The sequence below is a fragment of the Pseudomonas sp. 18058 genome (assembly GCF_902706155.1).
GTDB classification, from domain to species: domain Bacteria; phylum Pseudomonadota; class Gammaproteobacteria; order Pseudomonadales; family Pseudomonadaceae; genus Aquipseudomonas; species Aquipseudomonas rustica.
Genome location: NZ_CACSJY010000003.1, coordinates 1 through 18,187, shown reverse-complemented (window position 1 = coordinate 18,187; position 18,187 = coordinate 1). Strand labels below are relative to the sequence as shown.

Annotated in this window: 16 protein-coding genes and 1 pseudogene; 3 read left to right on the top strand and 14 right to left on the bottom strand. The window is 59.9% G+C overall.

The genetic code is table 11. The features are described from left to right. Nucleotides 1–50: 50 nt before the first annotated feature. The 9 genes from hutH (GVL50_RS02315) to hutC all read right to left on the bottom strand — a co-directional run bounded on the left by hutH (GVL50_RS02315) (nt 51) and on the right by hutC (nt 11,226). Nucleotides 51–1,583 carry a histidine ammonia-lyase gene (gene hutH, locus GVL50_RS02315; RefSeq protein ID WP_159811602.1) on the bottom strand — a complete coding sequence of 511 codons (1,533 nt, stop codon included), beginning with the start codon at nt 1,581–1,583 and terminating at the stop codon, nt 51–53. Nucleotides 1,584–1,701: 118 nt separating this feature from the next. Beyond that, a complete protein-coding gene (gene hutH / locus GVL50_RS02310) occupies nt 1,702–3,225 on the bottom strand; it encodes a histidine ammonia-lyase (protein WP_159811601.1) in 1,524 nt (507 codons plus the stop codon). Nucleotides 3,226–3,364: 139 nt separating this feature from the next. Further along, a complete protein-coding gene (locus GVL50_RS02305) occupies nt 3,365–4,195 on the bottom strand; it encodes a glycine betaine/L-proline ABC transporter ATP-binding protein (protein WP_064117063.1) in 831 nt (276 codons plus the stop codon). After that, the gene (locus tag GVL50_RS02300) at nt 4,192–5,043 is read right to left on the bottom strand and encodes a proline/glycine betaine ABC transporter permease (protein ID WP_008080600.1); all 852 of its coding nucleotides are present in this window, start codon (nt 5,041–5,043) and stop codon (nt 4,192–4,194) included. The genes GVL50_RS02305 and GVL50_RS02300 overlap by 4 nt, the downstream gene beginning before the upstream one ends. Before the next feature lie 83 nt (nt 5,044–5,126). After that, nucleotides 5,127–6,095 carry an ABC transporter substrate-binding protein gene (locus GVL50_RS02295; protein WP_053116616.1) on the bottom strand — a complete coding sequence of 323 codons (969 nt, stop codon included), beginning with the start codon at nt 6,093–6,095 and terminating at the stop codon, nt 5,127–5,129. A 70-nt stretch (nt 6,096–6,165) separates the two neighbouring features. Then, nucleotides 6,166–7,638 (bottom strand): cytosine permease, encoded by a 1,473-nt coding sequence (locus GVL50_RS02290; RefSeq protein ID WP_159811600.1) that lies wholly within the window; start codon nt 7,636–7,638, stop codon nt 6,166–6,168. Nucleotides 7,639–7,801: 163 nt separating this feature from the next. Beyond that, nucleotides 7,802–9,472 (bottom strand): urocanate hydratase, encoded by a 1,671-nt coding sequence (gene hutU / locus GVL50_RS02285; RefSeq protein WP_178124147.1) that lies wholly within the window; start codon nt 9,470–9,472, stop codon nt 7,802–7,804. A 464-nt stretch (nt 9,473–9,936) separates the two neighbouring features. Further along, complete coding sequence (locus GVL50_RS02280) at nt 9,937–10,506, bottom strand: HutD family protein (protein WP_159811598.1); 570 nt, start codon at nt 10,504–10,506, stop codon at nt 9,937–9,939. 9 nt (nt 10,507–10,515) lie between these two features. Beyond that, nucleotides 10,516–11,226, bottom strand: a complete 711-nt coding sequence (gene hutC / locus GVL50_RS02275) for a histidine utilization repressor (RefSeq protein WP_163013658.1) — start codon at nt 11,224–11,226, stop codon at nt 10,516–10,518. Between the two features lie 146 nt (nt 11,227–11,372). On the opposite strand from hutC, the gene GVL50_RS02270 reads away from it, so the two are divergent. Then, nucleotides 11,373–12,737, top strand: coding sequence for a formimidoylglutamate deiminase (locus GVL50_RS02270; protein ID WP_159811597.1), 1,365 nt, complete (start codon nt 11,373–11,375; stop codon nt 12,735–12,737). A 122-nt stretch (nt 12,738–12,859) separates the two neighbouring features. On the opposite strand, the gene GVL50_RS02265 is transcribed toward GVL50_RS02270, so the two are convergent. Together GVL50_RS02265 and GVL50_RS02260 are read right to left on the bottom strand one after the other, a co-directional pair. Beyond that, nucleotides 12,860–13,429 (bottom strand): lipocalin family protein, encoded by a 570-nt coding sequence (locus GVL50_RS02265; RefSeq protein WP_159811596.1) that lies wholly within the window; start codon nt 13,427–13,429, stop codon nt 12,860–12,862. Nucleotides 13,430–13,459: 30 nt separating this feature from the next. Next, nucleotides 13,460–13,714 carry a hypothetical protein gene (locus GVL50_RS02260; RefSeq protein ID WP_053116610.1) on the bottom strand — a complete coding sequence of 85 codons (255 nt, stop codon included), beginning with the start codon at nt 13,712–13,714 and terminating at the stop codon, nt 13,460–13,462. 282 nt (nt 13,715–13,996) lie between these two features. Here GVL50_RS02260 and GVL50_RS29355 point away from each other — a divergent pair. Continuing rightward, a pseudogene (locus GVL50_RS29355) lies at nt 13,997–15,031 on the top strand (cache domain-containing protein); the annotation flags it as partial. Between the two features lie 93 nt (nt 15,032–15,124). After that, nucleotides 15,125–15,889: a methyl-accepting chemotaxis protein gene (locus GVL50_RS29350; protein WP_371262350.1), complete on the top strand. Its 765-nt coding sequence runs from the start codon at nt 15,125–15,127 to the stop codon at nt 15,887–15,889. A 181-nt stretch (nt 15,890–16,070) separates the two neighbouring features. On the opposite strand, the gene GVL50_RS02250 is transcribed toward GVL50_RS29350, so the two are convergent. The 3 genes from GVL50_RS02250 to GVL50_RS02240 all read right to left on the bottom strand — a co-directional run. Further along, nucleotides 16,071–16,673 (bottom strand): DUF924 family protein, encoded by a 603-nt coding sequence (locus GVL50_RS02250; protein WP_159811595.1) that lies wholly within the window; start codon nt 16,671–16,673, stop codon nt 16,071–16,073. 3 nt (nt 16,674–16,676) lie between these two features. Then, entirely contained in the window at nt 16,677–17,687 is a 1,011-nt protein-coding gene (locus tag GVL50_RS02245; protein ID WP_007909265.1) for a class 1 fructose-bisphosphatase, read from the bottom strand. A gap of 310 nt (nt 17,688–17,997) precedes the next feature. Further along, nucleotides 17,998–18,187 (bottom strand): DUF3999 family protein (locus tag GVL50_RS02240; protein ID WP_159811594.1); only part of this gene is annotated, 190 nt, incomplete at its 5' end.

The following is an 18,187-nucleotide window of genomic DNA, read 5'->3' as shown; positions in this document are numbered from 1 at the left end:
CGTCCCTTGAGGCATTCCCACGCGGAGCGTGGGAACGATCAGTGGGTGGGTTAAAGGCTAGGCAAAAGCTTCGCCGGAACCAGATCGGTCAGGCAGCGCGAAGCCAACAACTCAGTCGCCGCATTGATGTCCGGCGCGAAGAACCGGTCTTTCTCATAAAACGGCACTTCCTTACGCAGAATCGCTCGCGCCTGTTCCAGCTTCGCCGAGGTCTTCAGACCGTTACGCAGATCCAGCCCCTGCACCGCCGCCAGCCATTCCACTGCGAGAATCCCGCGCGTGTTTTCGGCCATTTCCCACAGACGCTTGCCCGCCGCCGGTGCCATGGAAACGTGGTCTTCCTGGTTAGCCGAAGTCGGCAGACTGTCCACCGAATGCGGATGCGACAACGCTTTGTTCTCGCTGGCCAACGCCGCAGCGGTCACCTGCGCAATCATGAATCCGGAGTTCACGCCGCCATTGGCCACCAGAAACGGCGGCAGTTGCGACATGTGTTTGTCCATCATCAGCGAGATGCGGCGTTCGCTCAGCGAGCCGATTTCGGCAATGGCCAACGCCATGTTGTCAGCGGCCATGGCCACCGGTTCGGCGTGAAAGTTACCGCCAGAGATCACGTCGCCTTCAGCGGCAAACACCAACGGGTTATCGGAAACCGCGTTGGCTTCAACCGCCAGCACTTCAGCGGCCTGACGGAACTGGGTCAGGCAGGCGCCCATGACTTGCGGCTGGCAGCGCAGCGAGTACGGATCCTGAACCTTCTCGCAATTCTGATGCGAATCGGAGACTTCACTGCGCTCACCGAGCAGATCACGATAAGCCGCAGCCGCATCGATCTGACCTTTCTGGCCACGCGCCGCATGAATGCGTGCATCGAACGGCGAACGCGAACCCAAAACCGCTTCAACCGTCAGACCGCCCAGCGCCAACGCGCCGGCAAACAAATCTTCACCTTCAAACAACCCACGCAGCGCGAATGCAGTAGAAACCTGAGTACCGTTGAGCAGCGCCAGACCTTCTTTCGCTGCCAACGTCAGCGGCGTCAGACCCGCGACTTTCAGCGCTTCAACCGCTTCCATCCACTCGCCTTTGTAGCGCGCCTTGCCCTCGCCCAGCAGCACCAGCGACATGTGCGCCAACGGCGCCAGATCGCCCGAAGCACCGACCGAACCTTTCAATGGAATGTGCGGATAAACCTCGGCGTTGATCAACGCGATCAGCGCATCGATCACCACGCGGCGAATGCCGGAGAAACCACGGCTGAGGCTGTTGACCTTGAGCACCATGACCAGACGCACCAACTCATCGCTGATCGGCACGCCAACACCGGCGGCGTGGGACAACACCAGCGAGCGCTGCAGGTTTTCCAGGTCTTCGCTGGCGATGCGCGTCGAGGCCAGCAGGCCGAAACCGGTGTTGATGCCGTAGGCGGTGCGGTTCTCGGCGAGGATCTGCTCGACGCAAGCGACGCTGGCTTCGATCTGCGCCGAGGCGCTGTTGTCGAGCGTCAGCTTGACCGGGTTCTGGTAGACGTCACGCAGTTGGGCCAGGCTCAGTTGGCCGGGAATCAGGTTCAGCGCAGTCATTTAAATGCTCCTTTTGAGAGTTTGTTATTAACTTGCCATTCGCTCCGGAGCATTCCGTTATCCGTCGCTTTCAGCCTTGTGGGCATCCGGCGCCTTGGCACGCTGGCAGGGTAGTTTTTCAATGCAAATTCGATAGAACGTTGTGCAGCAGATTCGGGTTTTTCAACACGCTCGCGGCGGCGGCAATATCCGGCGCCAGCCAGCGATCCTGATCGTAGGCCGGGACGGTTTCACGCAGCAGTCGCCACGCGCGGTCAGTGCCGGCGCCGAAGCGTTGTACCTTGAGGAATTCAAACGCCTGCGCCGCCAGCAGATATTCGATGGCGAGGATCTGCGTGCAGTTTTCCAGCGCGCGATGCAGCTTCAGCGCGGCGTTGGTGCCCATGCTCAGATGGTCTTCCTGCAAACCGGAAGTGATGTAGTTGTCGAGCACCGCCGGTTGCGCCAATTGACGGTTTTCCGCGCATAACGACGCAGCGACGTACTGGACGATCATCATCCCGGAGTTCACCCCCGGATTGGCCACCAGAAATGCCGGCAGACCACTGACATGCGGGTTGACCAGACGATCGAGGCGACGCTCGGCGATCGAGCCGATTTCAGTCATGGCAATCGCCAGCAAATCCGCCGCCATCGCCACCGATTGGCCGTGCGGATTGGCTTGCGACATCACCCGGAAATTATCCGGCGTGCCCAGCAGCAACGGATTGTCGGTGCAGCCGTTGAGTTCGGCTTCGATCTGCTTGATCGCATGGTCGAGTTGATCGCGCGCGGCACCGTGTACCTGCGGGATCGAGCGGATACTCAGCGCATCCTGAGTGCGAATGCCTTTGCTCGACGCAATCACTTCACTGCCATCGAGCAATGCGCGCAAATTGATTCCGACCTGCTGCATGCCCGGGTGCGGTTTCAACGCGATGATCTCGGCGTCGAACGCGTCGATCTGGCCGCGCTGCGCTTCGAAACTCATCGCACCGATGACGTCGGCCCACTGCACCAGACGCGTGGCATCGGCAATCGCCAGACAGCTGAGGCCGGTCATGCACGGCGTGCCGTTGACCAGGCACAAACCGTCTTTCGCGCCGAGTTGCACCGGTTGCAGACCCTCTTCGGCCAATGCTTGTTGTGCGGAGATAATCTGCCCGCGATAGCTGACGTTGCCGACGCCGAGCAGCGTGATGCCGATGTGCGCCATGTGCGTCAGATAGCCGACTGAACCTTGCGACGGCACTTGCGGGGTGATGCCACGATTGAGCAGCGCCAGCAGCCCTTCGACGACCCGGCGATGCAGCCCGGATTTGCCGTGGCTGTAGTTGTGAATGGCGGCGCAGATGATCGCGCGGGTCTGCTCGTCGGCGAGTACCGGGCCGACGCCGCAGGCATGGCTGAGCAAAGTGTTGCGCGAGAGCTGGCTGAGTTGTTGGTCTTTCAGGGAAACATTAGACAAACCGCCCAGACCGGTGTTGACGCCATAGGCGCGCTCGCCGCTTTCGACGATGCGCTGAACGATCGCCTGGGCATTTTCGATGCGCGCCCAGGTGTCGCTCGACAGCTCCAGTTGAGCGCCGTGACGGGCGACAGCAACCACGTCCTGCCAACGCAGAGGAGCGCCGGTGATAACGATTTTTTCAGCCTGGGACATCTAAAACCTCTTGAGTTAGATCGTTCCCACGCTCTGCGTGGGAATGCCGCCTGGGACGCTCCGCGTCCGATTTCTGCTCTGTGCAGGGTGACGCGGAGCGTCACGGGATGCATTCCCACGCAGAGCGTGGGAACGAGCGTCAGACCACTGCCGCACGCCGCTGCACAAACCGGTCAACGTACTCATCCGCCGGCGAATGCAGAATCTCGCGTGGCGTGCCGACCTGAATCAACCGCCCATCCTTGAGAATCGCAATCCGGTTACCAATGCGCACCGCCTCATCAAGGTCGTGGGTGATAAACACGATGGTCTTGTGCAACGTCTTTTGCAGCTCCAGCAACTGATCCTGCATCTCCGCGCGGATCAGCGGGTCCAGCGCACTGAACGCTTCGTCCATCAGAATGATGTCGGTGTCTGCCGCCAAGGCCCGAGCCAAACCAACACGCTGGCGCATGCCGCCGGAGAGCTGGTGCGGGTATTTGTTTTCGTAGCCCTTCAGGCCCACGGTGTTGATCCAGTGCAGCGCACGTTCCGCGCACATTTGCTTGCTCTCGCCGCGCACCTTCAGGCCGTAGGCGACGTTGTCGAGTACGGTCTTGTGCGGCAATAGGCCGAAGCTCTGGAACACCATGCTGATCTTGTGCCGGCGAAATTCGCGCAGGGCGTCCATGTCGTATTGCAGGATGTCCACACCGTCGACGAGGATCGCGCCGCTGGTCGGGTCGATCAGCCGATTGAAGTGACGCACCAGCGTCGATTTGCCGGAGCCGGACAGACCCATGATCACGAAGATTTCACCGGTGCCGATGCTCAACGAAAGATCGTTAACGCCGACCACGCAACCGGTTTCGCTCAACACCTGATCCTTGGTCTTGCCCTGGCCGACCATGGCCAGCGCATCCTTGGCGCGGTTGCCGAAAATCTTGAAGACGTTTTTGACTTCGATCTTGCTCACGGTTGCGTTGCTCATTTGCTCACCTCATGCCGTGGCCGACCATACGCCTGAGTAATGCGGTCGATGACCACTGCGAGAATCACGATCGCCAGACCGGCCTCAAGGCCACGTCCGACGTTGAGGGTCTGAATCCCCACCAGCACATCTTCACCCAGACCACGGGCGCCGATCATCGAGGCGATCACCACCATCGACAGGGCCATCATGGTGGTCTGGTTGATCCCAGCCATGATGCTCGGCAGGGCCAGCGGCAGTTGCACACCGAACAGTTGCTGCCAGCGGTTGGCGCCGAACGCGTTGATCGCTTCCATCACTTCGCCGTCAACCTGGCGGATGCCCAGATCGGTGAGGCGAATCAGCGGTGGCGCAGCATAGATAACGGTAGCGAAAATCGCCGGCACCTTGCCCAGGCCGAACAGCATCAGCACCGGAATCAGGTAGACGAAACTTGGCATGGTTTGCATGATGTCGAGCAACGGCATCAGCACCGAGCGCAGGCGATTGCTGCGCGCCGAGAGAATCCCCAGCGGGATGCCGATCAGCACCGAAATGATCGTCGCGACCATCATCAGCGCCAGCGTTTGCATGAGTTTGTCCCACAGGCCGACCGCGCCCACGAGGAACAACAAACCGACGATGACCGCAGTGGTCACCACTTTGCGCGTGGCGTGCCAGGCGATCACACCGACGATCGCCAGCATCAGCCACCACGGCGCTGCGCGCAGCATGCCTTCGAGGTTGACGATGGCCCACAGCAGCGTGTCGGAGATATGGCGGAACACATCACCGTAATTGGTGACTAGCGAATCGACCCAACCGTTGACCCAGTCGGCGATGGAAAAGGTAAAGCTCTCGGGAAACATAAGCGGCTCTCAATCAGAAATCTCAATCAAGCGTTTACGGCATATCTCCCGGCCTGCCTCGCGGTTAGCCGGGAGGTATCGACCTACAGCGCCGCGTCGATTTTCTTGGCTGCGTCGTCACTGACCCACGCATGCCAGACTTCAGGATGTTCCTTGAGGAAGATTTTCGCCAGTTTTGGCGACTCGATGCGTTCCTTGGCCATGCGACCCAGGTTCTGGTTCAGCAGGTCGATCGGCAGGTTGACCTTTTCCAGCACGGCGACCAGCTCCGGGGCTTCGTCGTGGAAGGTCTTGGACAGGCCGACCTTGATGCTCACGGACTTGTCGACGCCGGGTTTTTCTTCCAGTTTGACCAGGTCAACCTGGCCCATCAGCGGGGTTGGCGACCAGTAGTAGAACAGGATCGGCTCGCCACGCTTGTAGCTCGACAGCACTGCCGCATCCAGCGCCGGGCCGGTGCCTGGGCGGAAGTTGGTGTAGCTGTTTTCGAGGCCGTAGCTTTTCAGCATTTCGCTGTTGTCGAGTTCACAAGTCCAGCCGGCCGGGCAGTTGTAGAAACGGCCCTTGGACGGCTCTTCCTGATCCTTGAACACGGCGGCGTACTTGCCCAGATCGGCGATGTTTTTCAGGTCCGGTGCTTTCGGCTCCAGCTTGCGCTTGGCGTCGCCTTCGATCACGTAGCGCGGCACGTACCAGCCTTCCACAGCGCCCACCACAGGTGCGCCGACACCGACGACCTTGCCGGCCTTCTCGGCCTTGTTCCAGACCTCGCTGCGGCCGACCCACTCTTCGGCGAACACTTGAATATCGTTGCTGCTCAGGGCGTTTTCCATGGTGATGGAATTGCCCGGCAGGCTGTCGACCTTGCAGTCGTAACCTTTCTCCAAGACAACTTGCAGGACGTCGGTCAGCAACATGCCGCTTTCCCAGTTCAGGCCGGCAAATTTCACCGGTTTGCCCGATTCGCACCAGCCCGCGGCCTGGGTCGCGCCGGCACTGGCCAACAGGCCCATGGACAGCAATGTGGTCAGCAGGGTCTTGTTCGATTTCATTGTTGTGACGCTCCTAATCATGAATTGGCTTTCGGCAGTCAAGAGGCATCCAGCCCTGTCCACGTCCAAATCAGGCCTGCGCCGCAGCGCGTCCGGCCCCGCTTGTTTTAGGTTGTACAACGCTGTTCTGCTCGACCGGCAGAATCAGTTGATCGGGTACCGCGCTGTGCCATTTTTTCGCGCACACGTAGTAGACGACGGCCGGCAGCACCAGACCGATGATCCAGGAAATATCCACATCACCGAGGGCCGCCACCAGCGGGCCGGTGTAGAACTTGGTGGAGATGAACGGCAGCTGCACCAGCACACCGAACACATAGACGCTGATGCCGAGCAGGTTCCAGCGACCGTAGCGACCGTTCGGATCGGCCAGCGCCGGCACGTCGTAGCGCTCACGGGTGATGCAGTAGTAATCCACCAGGTTGATCGCGCTCCACGGGGTGAAGAACGCGAGCAGGAACAGGATGAAAGACTTGAAGGCACCGAGGAACGAATGCTGCCCTAGCAGCGCAATCAGGGTCGCCGCGCCAACGATCACCAGTACGAACACCAGACGCTGCATCCGCGTAACCGTCAGGTGGCCTTTGAAACCACTGATGATGGTCGCGATGCACATGAAGCTGCCGTAGGAGTTCAGCGTCGAGATAGTCACCTTGCCGAATGCGATGCTGAAGTACAGCAGCGCAGCGGTGGCTCCGGTGCCGCCCAGACCGACGATGTAGGCAACTTCGTGACCGGCGAATTGGCCGTTGGCCGAAGCCGCCGCGAACACGCCGAGGATCATCGCCACTTGCGCGCCGACCACTGAACCGGCACCGGCGGCAAAGAAGGTTTTCACCGCCGAGGTGTTGCTCGGCAGGTAACGGGAATAGTCAGCCACGTACGGGCCGAACGCGATCTGCCAGGAGGCCGCGAGCGACACCGCGAGGAGGAAACTGCTCCAGCTGAAATGACGGATTTGCAGAAGTGCGCCGACGTCGGTCTGGCTCATCAGCCGCCAGAACAAAAACACGAAGGCAATCACGCCAATGACACTGGCGACACGGCCGATCCAGTGGATCACCCGATAACCGAGCACCGTGACCACCACGATCACACTGGCGAAAATCAGGATGCCGACGCTGTCGCTGACATTAAACAACTGGCCCAGCGCTTGACCGGAAAGCACCGTCCCCGTTGCGGTGAAACCCAGGTACATCAGGCACACCAACACGATGGGAATCGCCGCGCCATACACGCCGAACTGCACGCGGCTGGAGATCATCTGCGGCAAACCGAGTTTCGGCCCTTGCGCGGCATGCAGCGCCATCACGCCACCGCCGAGCAATTGACCGATCAACAGCCCGATCAACGACCAGAACACATCACCACCGAGCACCACGGCCAAGGCCCCGGTGACGATTGCGGTGATTTGCAGGTTGGCACCCATCCACAGGGTGAATTGGCTGAACAGACGACCGTGTCTTTCCGCTTCCGGGATGTAGTCGATCGAACGCCTTTCGATCAACGGTTTGTTGCTTGCACGATCGGTGTTGACAGCCATGATTCAACCTCTGTGGATTGTTTTAATTGTTCACTGAGCTTCGGTAGGGCTGCTTTTCTGTGGGAGCGAGCTTGCTCGCGAATTGGCCAGCACATTCAACATCTGTGCTGGCTGACAGATTGCTTTCGCGAGCAAGCTCGCTCCCACATAAAGCCAAAGCGTGTTACTTGCCGCCGGTGATCATCGGCAAGTTCAGACCCTGTTCCTTGGCGCAGTCGATGGCGATCTGGTAACCGGCATCGGCGTGGCGCATGACGCCGGTGGCCGGGTCGTTGTGCAGCACGCGCGCGATGCGCTCGGCCGCCTCGTCCGTACCGTCGCAGACAATCACCATGCCCGAGTGCTGCGAGAAGCCCATACCAACGCCGCCGCCGTGGTGCAGGGAAACCCAGGTCGCGCCGCTCGCGGTGTTCAGCAGAGCGTTGAGCAGTGGCCAGTCGGACACAGCGTCGGAACCGTCCTGCATCGATTCGGTTTCACGGTTCGGACTGGCCACCGAGCCAGAGTCGAGGTGGTCGCGACCGATCACGATCGGCGCCGACAGCTCACCGCTGCGCACCATCTCGTTGAAGGCCAGACCGAGCTTGGCGCGCAGGCCCAGGCCGACCCAACAGATACGTGCCGGCAGACCCTGGAAGCTGATGCGCTCGCGGGCCATGTCCAGCCAGTTGTGCAGGTGCGCGTCGTCGGGGATCAGCTCTTTGACCTTGGCGTCGGTTTTGTAGATGTCTTGCGGATCACCGGACAGTGCCGCCCAACGGAACGGGCCGATGCCACGGCAGAACAGCGGACGGATGTAAGCCGGTACGAAACCCGGGAAGTCGAAGGCGTTTTCGACGCCTTCTTCCTGCGCCATCTGACGGATGTTGTTGCCGTAGTCGAAGGTCGGAATGCCTTGCTTCTGGAATTCCAGCATCGCTTTAACGTGCACGGCCATCGACTGCTTGGCGGCTTTGATTACAGCGGCGGGCTCGGTCTTGGCGCGGGCGCGGTATTCGTCCCAAGTCCAGCCGGCAGGCAGGTAACCGTTGAGCGGGTCGTGGGCGCTGGTCTGGTCGGTGACCATGTCCGGGCGCACGCCGCGCTTGACCAGTTCCGGGAGGATTTCTGCGGCGTTACCCAGCAGCGCGATGGAGATCGCTTTGCCTTCTTTGGTGTATTTGTAGATGCGCGCCAGGGCGTCGTCGAGGTCTTTGGCTTGCTCGTCGACGTAACGGCTTTTCAGGCGGAAATCGATGCTCACTTGCTGGCATTCGATGTTCAGCGAGCAAGCGCCGGCCAGGGTTGCCGCCAGCGGTTGTGCGCCGCCCATGCCGCCCAAACCGGCGGTCAACACCCACTTGCCGGTGAGGTTGTCGTTGTAGTGCTGGCGACCGGCTTCAACGAAGGTTTCGTAGGTGCCTTGAACGATGCCCTGGCTGCCGATGTAGATCCAGCTGCCGGCGGTCATCTGGCCATACATGGCCAGGCCTTTGGCGTCGAGTTCGTTGAAGTGCTCCCAGCTCGCCCAGTGCGGGACGAGGTTGGAGTTGGCGATCAGTACGCGCGGGGCGTTGCTGTGGGTCTTGAATACGCCGACCGGCTTGCCGGATTGCACCAGCAGGGTCTCGTCGTCATTCAGGTTGGTCAGGCTCTCGACGATTTTGTCGTAGCACTCCCAGTTACGCGCAGCGCGACCGATACCACCGTAAACCACCAACTCTTTCGGGTTCTCGGCGACTTCCGGGTCGAGGTTGTTCATCAGCATGCGCAGCGGCGCTTCGGTCAGCCAGCTCTTGGCGGTCAGCTTGTTGCCGCGGGCGGCACGGATTTCGACGTCGCGAAACTTAGTCATTTTGTTATCAGTCACGAAAGAGACTCCTCAGCGATCAATTCAAACCAACCCTGGCAGTGGGCAAGCAGCCTGTGCGCTTCGCTGCGCGACAAGCGAATCAGTGGACGCTGCGGAGAGTCTCGAACGACTCATACGCATACGTCTTTACTTGTACATACAAGCATATGCAATCAAGCGGCCAACTTGTTGGAGGGCTGTTCAAGAAAAACCGCGGGCAGGGCTGGAGAGCTTCTGAATCAAGGGTTCTGGCGTGGATGAAATATTTCGAGGGTATTGATGGAGAGGGTTGGGGATTGTTACGAAAGCGTGATTTTGCGCCACGCTGGGGCGTTCGGTAACAAGTTGGTGCGTGGGTTGGGAACATCCCAAAAGCAAAAGATCGCAGCCTTCGGCAGCTCCTACAGTGGGATTGAGGTACACCCTGTAGGAGCTGCCGAAGGCTGCGATCTTTTAAGATTTTTGAATCAGCGCGCCGTCAGCTCAATGACACAGCAAGCGGCATTGGTGGTGACTTCAACCAGTCCGGCGTTACCGTCCAGTTGCAGACAATCATGGCGACCGAGTTGCGATGCGGAATGACCAACCTGCACTTCCAGCAACTCACTGACACTGAACACCAGCACCGTCCCCGCCGAACTGAACAACCGCTGTTCACCGTCCAGCCACTGCAACCGCGCGCTGTACCGCTGCGGCGCGTAGATCAGGTTGAAGTCGCGAATCGCACCGCCGAGCAGCGTGCAGGAAACCTGGCTTTCACCGCTGAAGGCAAACGGGTCGAGCGGTAACAGCGGCCGCGTATCGTCGCCATCGACGCACAGAACCATGCCGTCACCTTGCAACACGGTGATCACTCGTTGGTAACCGGCGAAGGTGGAAAAACCGCCGGACTCGGCAATGTCGGCAATCGACAGGCGCCAGCCGAAACCATCCAGCCCGGCACCGGCATCACGGGTCATTTCCTCGGTGCTGCCGCCGCCGTTTTTCCACGGCATGCGCGGGTAGCCTTCCGCGCGTAAAACCTTCACTTCACTCATTTATGCTCTCTATTTATGAAACCGACCTTCCAGACGATGACGAGAACCCGGGTGAATCAATCGCGCCGCCGTCACCGGCTGACGCCCCGACCACGTGCGGCGACGAATCAGCAAGCAAGGCTCACCCTTCTCAATCTGCAGCAATTTGCATTCGGACGGCTCGGCCAGAATCGCTTCAACCACATGCTCGCCCTCGGTCAGCGGAGCCACTTGGTTCAGGTAGGCGTAAGGCGTTTGCAGGGTGAAGTCCTGCTTGAGGTATTCCGGCGCGACCAGCGCGTTGACGAAACGGTCTTCAATTTGCACCGGAATGTCGTTTTCGTAATGCACGATCAGCGAGTGAAAGACCTTCTGCCCTTCACGCATATCCAGCGCCAGCGCACGCTCTGAACCGGCGGCCTCTTCTTCGAGGGTGATCACCTGGCAGGTGTGGCGATGGCCACGGGAAGCGATTTCGTCGGCAATGTTGTGCACTTCGAACAGCGCGGACTGGCTCTTCGGTTCGGCGACAAACGTGCCGACGCCTTGCATGCGCACCAACAGACCGTCGGCGGTCATCTCGCGCAGGGCGCGGTTGATGGTCATGCGGCTGAAACCGAGTTGATTGACCAGCTCGCTTTCGGACGGCACGCGGTAGTGCGGCGGCCAGTTTCCGCTGTCGATCTGCTGGGTGATCATCTGTTTGACGCGGGCGTACAAGGGCGCCGGACTGTCGCCCATGTTCGCGGCCAACGGGGAGACTGGAGGCGGAGTCGGCACGGTTGATCCCTGTTCATTGGATGAGAGTGGCTAGCTTGCCGGAGTTTACCGGGCAGGCAAACGTCTGTATATGTATATACAAATAACACACGATGGGGTGCTGAACCATGTCCGCCTTCTTTGCCGAACGCGCGCTGCTGCCTAACGGATGGGCCAACAATGTACGTCTTGAGGTCAGCGCCGAGGGCCTGCTGACCCAAATCCAGGCCGACTCCACCGCAGATGGCGCCGAACGACTGAGCGGGCCGTTGCTGCCGGGGATGCCCAATCTGCACTCCCATGCTTTCCAGCGGGCGATGGCCGGACTGGCCGAAGTGGCCGGCAACCCGAACGACAGTTTCTGGACGTGGCGCGATTTGATGTATCGCCTCGTCGGAAAAATCAGCCCGGATCAGCTCGGTGTGATCGCCCGTCAGCTGTACATCGAAATGCTCAAGGCCGGTTACACCTCGGTGGCCGAATTCCACTATGTGCACCACGACAGCAATGGTCAGCCGTACGCCGATCCGGCTGAACTGGCGTTGCGTATCAGTCAGGCGGCGAGTGAAAGCGGCATCGGTCTGACCTTGCTGCCGGTGCTCTACAGCCACTCCGGTTTTGGCGGCCAGACGCCGAATGATGGCCAGCGCCGTTTTATCAACAGCACCGAAAATTACCTGAATCTGCAATCGCGTTTGCAGCCAATGTTGGCGCAGCAAAAGGCGCAGTCGCTGGGTCTGTGCTTCCACTCATTGCGCGCGGTGACGCCGCAGCAGATCAGCGAAGTGTTGGCGGCCAGCGACAAGCAATGCCCGATTCACATTCACATCGCCGAACAGCAGAAAGAAGTCGACGACTGCCTGAGCTGGAGCGGTCGGCGTCCGCTGCAATGGCTGTACGAGCATGCCGAAGTCGATCAGCGCTGGTGTCTGGTGCATGCCACCCACGCCAATCCGGAAGAGGTCACGCTGATGGCCAAGAGTCGCGCCATCGCCGGGCTGTGCCTGACCACTGAAGCGAATCTGGGCGACGGAATTTTCCCGGCGGTGGATTTCCTCGCGCAGGGTGGGCGCATGGGTATTGGTTCCGACAGCCATGTGTCGCTGAGTGTGGTGGAAGAATTGCGTTGGCTGGAATACGGCCAGCGTCTGCGTGATCAGCGCCGTAACCGTTTGTATGGCGCGGATCAGCCGATGGTCGGGCGCACGCTGTATGACGCGGCGCTGGATGGCGGCGCGCAAGCGCTGGGGCAGCCGATTGGTGCGCTGGAGGTTGGCAAACGGGCGGACTGGATTGTGCTCGATGGCAACGATCCGTATCTGGCGACGGCGAACGGAGACGGGATTTTGAATCGCTGGTTGTTTGCCGGAGGGGATCGTCAGGTGCGTGACGTTTTGGTCAATGGCCAGTGGGTTGTGCGCGATGGCCGGCATGCCGGGGAAGAGGACAGCGCCCGCGCGTTCACCCAAGTCCTGCGCGACCTTTTGGGCTGACACAAAACAAAAAATGTGGGAGCGGGCTTGCTCGCGAAGAGGTCGTATCAGTCGACTGAAATGTTGACTGATACACCGCTTTCGCGAGCAAGCCCGCTCCCACATTTGATCTGTGGCGATGCTTAATTCGAGGTCTTGGCCATCTGCCGATCTGACGCTCGCCAGATCAATCGCGTGGTGTCATAGCCTTGCTGACGCGCCTTGCTCAGCAGTTCTTCACGCACCACACCGTTAACGGTCGGCGTGCGCGACAGCAGCCACATGTACTTGCGACTCGGGTCGCCGACGATGGCGGTCTTGTAGTCATCGCTGACGTACAGCACCCAGTATTCGCCTTTCGCCACACCCGGTATCAGACGCGAGAACCAAGTATCGAACTCGACCCACAATTTGTCGGTTTTGCCCGGCACTTGTGGATAAGCCGTGCCCTTCACTTCTTCCCACTGCCATTGCGGGGTCAGGCAACGATTGAGCACCGCGACGTTGCCGTCAGGCTTGAGGGTGTAATGCGCTTCGGATTGCGCGCAGTCGCGCTGGAAGTACATCGGCAAACGCGCCAGCTCATACCAGGTCCCTTGGTAACGCTTGAGATTGACGCTGTTGACGGTCTTCGGCGCCAACGGATCTACGCCGGAAGTGGCGCAGCCGGCCAGTACCAGGCCGGCAAAAAGGACAAGCAATAACCGCTTCATTTTTCTTCTCCGTGGGCGCGAGGCCCCGGTTTACTTCAGGCCTTGGCCGGAAAACATCAGCACTTTGTCACCGGCGTACTGCACGCTGATAAAGCTGTTTTTGTCGCCCCAGGTGCAACTGGACATGCCGAGCGCGCCCGAGCAATCAGTCGGTTTGCCCAACAAGGTCTCCACTTCGGTCTTGGCCATGCCGGCCGAGAGCTTCGAGTAGTTTTCCTGATTGATCTTGCCGCAGGCGGCCAACAGCACGCAGAACGACAAAAGGGCGATAGATCGCAGCGACATGGTGTAACTCCTGGAACGGAAGGGGGATGGCATGGGGCCAACCAGAAGCTTAGAAGAGAAAAGTGGTGTCTGGTTCCCTCCCGGGACGCCTATTTATTGCTCCGCTCGTCTGGCTTTTGCCGATAAATCAGACACTTTGTCGCGCTTTTGAGCATTTCGTCGCAATTCGCAAAAAAGGCCTAATCTTTGGCGCGCCCCGGTCGAAACAAGAGCAGCGCAAAGCCTCCCTGTGTGGCAAATTGCCGCCCTTTCTTGATCAGCCCCTTCGCGGTAGCTCATTCGATGACCAGAAACATGAAATTCAGCCACAAGATTTTGTTGGCTGCCGCCCTCGTGGTGGCCGTTGCGTTCGCCTGTTTCATTTTCTTCAACGACTATCGACAGCGCGAAGCTCTGAGCACCAGCACCGAAGCGTCGATGCAGGAACTGGGCAGCCTGACCACCAGCAACATCCAGACCTGGCTGGAAAGCCGCATTCAATTGCTGCAATCGATGTCCCAGCAAGTGGTAGTCGACGGCAACGCCCCGGCCAGCCTCAAACGCATCATCGACCTGCCCGCCTACACCGGTAATTTCCAGCTCAGCTACTTCGGTGGTGCTGACGGCGTGATGTTCTCCGTGCCTGCCGGCAACCGCGCGCCGGATTACGACCCGCGCGCACGTGGCTGGTATAAAGCGGCGAACAGCGCGCAGCAGACCATCGTCACCGAACCGTACATCGCCGCCTCCTCGGGCAAACTGGTGATCACCGTCGCCACCCCGGTGCAGCGCCAAGGGCAGATGCTCGGCGTCGCCGGCGCGGACATCGACCTGACCAGCGTCAGCGCGATCATCAACTCGCTGAACTTCGGCGGCCATGGCCACGCGTTCATCGTCAGCGCCGACGGCAAGATCCTGATTCACCCGGACAGCAAACTGGTGCTCAAGACCCTCGCCGAGGCCTACCCGAACGGTGCGCCGAAAGTCACTCCGGGCCTGAAGGAAGTCGAGTTCGACGGCAAGACGCAGTTGATCTCCTTCACCCACGTCAACGGTGTGCCATCCGCCGACTGGTACGTGGCGCTGGTGCTCGATAAAGACACCGCGTTCGCCATGCTCAGCGAATTCCGCACCTCGGCACTGATCGCCATGGTCATCGCCGTAGTGATCATCATCGCCCTGCTCGGCATGCTCATCCGCGTGTTGATGCAGCCGCTGCTGACCATGGGCCGCGCCATGCATGACATTGCCGAAGGTGAAGGCGATCTGACCAAACGTCTGGTGATCCACGGCAACGACGAGTTCGGCGCGCTGGGCACCTCGTTCAACCGTTTTGTCGAGCGCATCCACACCTCGATCCGCGAAGTGTCCTCGGCCACCGGCCAGGTCAACGAAGTCGCCCTGCGCGTGGTCGCGGCGTCGAACTCGTCGATGTACAACTCGGATCAGCAAGCCACCCGCACCAACAGCGTCGCCGCCGCGATCAATCAGCTCGGCGCCGCCGCGCAGGAAATCGCCCAGAACGCCGCCCTCGCTTCGCAGCATTCGAGCGATGCGCGCAGCCTCGCGGTGGACGGTCAGCAGGTTGTGGATAAAACCATTTCGGCCATGCAACAGCTGTCGGCGAAGATCAGCGACTCCTGCGGCAACATCGAAACCCTGAACGCCAACACGGTGAACATCGGCCAGATTCTCGAAGTGATCACCAGCATCTCGCAGCAAACCAACTTGCTCGCGCTCAACGCCGCGATCGAAGCAGCGCGTGCCGGTGAAGCCGGGCGTGGTTTCGCCGTGGTTGCCGATGAAGTGCGTAACCTCGCGCATCGCACGCAGGACTCGGCGCAGCAAGTGCAGAAGATGATCGAAGAACTGCAGGTCGGCGCACGTCAGGCGGTCAGCATCATGACCGAGAGCCAGCGCGAGAGCGAAAGCAGCGTCGGCATTGCCAACCAGGCCGGCGAGCGCTTGGGCAGCGTTACTCAGCGTATCGGCGAGATTGACGGGATGAACCAGTCGGTGGCGACCGCGACTGAAGAGCAGACGGCAGTGGTTGAGTCGATCAATGTCGATATCAACGAGATCAACACGCTGAATCAGGAAGGTGTGGAGAACTTGCAGGCGACGTTGCGAGCTTGCTCGGATCTGGAGCAGCAGGCGGCGCGGTTGAAGCAATTGGTGGGTAGCTTCCGCATTTAAGTTCAAGGGCTTTACCCCCTCACCCCAGCCCTCTCCCCCAAGGGGGCGAGGGGGAAAGGGAGCAGATCTTCGCGCTGTTCAAACCTGAGTTCGACTCGATATCTCAGGTCGATGTATCAAGCCCAGACACCTCGGTCAGTCCCCTCTCCCTCCGGGAGAGGGCTAGGGTGAGGGCAAGCCTTTAAAACCGCGACCCAGGTTCGGAAAGAAACACCAACTCCTCAGCCGTAGACTCCCGCCCCAACAGCGCATTGCGATGCGGAAACCGGCCAAACCGTGCGATCACTTTCTGATGCCGTTCGGCATAATCCAGGTTATCGGCAAACACCGCGCGCTGCGCTTCCGGCTGTTCAGCCACCAGTTCGATAAACCTGGAAACGGCTTCGTTCTGCACCGCGAGGTTTTCGCAGTGTTCGAACACCAGATAAATGAACACTCGCTGGATCGGCTTCAACTGCCGATCAAAATCCGCGGCAATGCCTTGGGCGACGAGTTTCTGCGCGCGCAGATCACCGGAAAACGCTTTGGGGGTGTCGCGAAAAATCATTCGCGGCAATTGATCGAGCAGGAGCACCAGCGCCAGCCAACCTTCTGGACGTTGCGTCCACTCGGTCAATTCGCCGGCCAGGGCCTGATCGACAAAGACCCCGAAACGCGTCTGCGCTTCGAGGTCTTGGCTGTCTCGCTTACCGAACCACAACTTGCCCTTGTCAGCCGAAATGTCGTCCGGGGATTCGGCGTGTCCGAACCACCAATCGAGCAACGGCTGCCAGGGCGCGGTCATGGTTTATTCCTTGTGGTAAGCCGTCGCGCGGGCGACTTCTTCTTTCGAGCCGAGGAACACCGCTACGCGCTGGTGCAGGCCTTCAGGCTGGATGTCGAGGATGCGCTGGTGACCGTCGGTGGACGCGCCGCCCGCTTGTTCCACGAGGAACGACATCGGGTTGGCTTCGTACATCAGACGCAGTTTGCCTGGCTTGGATGGCTCACGGCTGTCGCGCGGGTACATGAACAGACCGCCACGGGTCAGGATGCGGTGTACGTCGGCAACCATCGCCGCGACCCAACGCATGTTGTAGTTCTTTTTCAGCGGACCTTCTTCACCGGCCAACAGTTCGCCAACGTAACGTTGTACCGGGGCTTCCCAGTGACGCTGGTTGGACATGTTGATGGCGAATTCCTGGGTCGATTCAGGAATGGTGATGTCTTCGTGAGTCAGCACGAAGCTGCCCATTTCGCGGTCCAGGGTGAAGCCTTTGACGCCGTCGCCGAGGGTCAGTACCAGCATGGTTTGCGGGCCGTAGATCGCGTAACCGGCGGCAACTTGCTGAGTGCCTGGCTGCAGGAACGCTTTCTCGTTCAGCGGCTCGTTCTGGCTCAGGTATTCGTTCGGGCAACGCAGTACCGAGAAGATGGTGCCGACCGGGGCGTTGATGTCGATGTTCGACGAGCCGTCCAGTGGGTCGAATACCAGCAGGTACGCGCCTTTCGGGTATTTACCCGGGATCTGGTAGGCATTGTCCATTTCTTCGGACGCCATGCCGGCCAGGTGACCGCCCCATTCGTTGGCTTCGAGCAGGATCTCGTTGGAGATCACGTCGAGTTTCTTCTGCACTTCGCCTTGGACGTTTTCAGTGCCCATGCTGCCCAGAACACCACCCAGGGCGCCTTTGGACACGGCGTGGCTGATTTCTTTGCAAGCACGCGCGACCACTTCGATCAGGAAACGCAGATCGGCAGGAGTGTTATTGCTGCGGGTCTGCTCAATCAAATAGCGACTCAGGGTAACGCGGGACATGGACGGCTCCGGTGGAATGGGGGGCTAAAAACCCGCGCAGTTTACAGGGAGTCTGAAACCGTAGCGAGCGAAGACGCCCGGTAACGTGCGTTGGGGTGTAATTGCCTGCATGAGACGTGATTGTCGGTGGAGAGTTCAGGTAGCGGATTTAGCGTAGTCCGAAATCCGACGAAGGCTGAGCGGTTTGGGGTATGTATTGACTGAGAGACCGCTTTCGCGAGCAAGCCCGCTCCCACATTGGATCTGCGTCGTTCACAAATCCAGTGTGGGAGCGGGCTTGCTCGCGAATGGCGCGCAGCGCCAGCCATTCTCAGTTGCTGGTTGGCGGTTTACGCAACAAACTAAACGCCATCGCCCCCAAAAACACCACACTCAGCAACAACACCGCCCACAAACCAATCTTCTTCCAATTGGTCTCCGCCACAGCCGCCGTCGTGGCCGTCGAAGTCTGCGTCGCCACCACTTCCCCCCCAACCACAGCCTTACCCCTGTCTCTTATA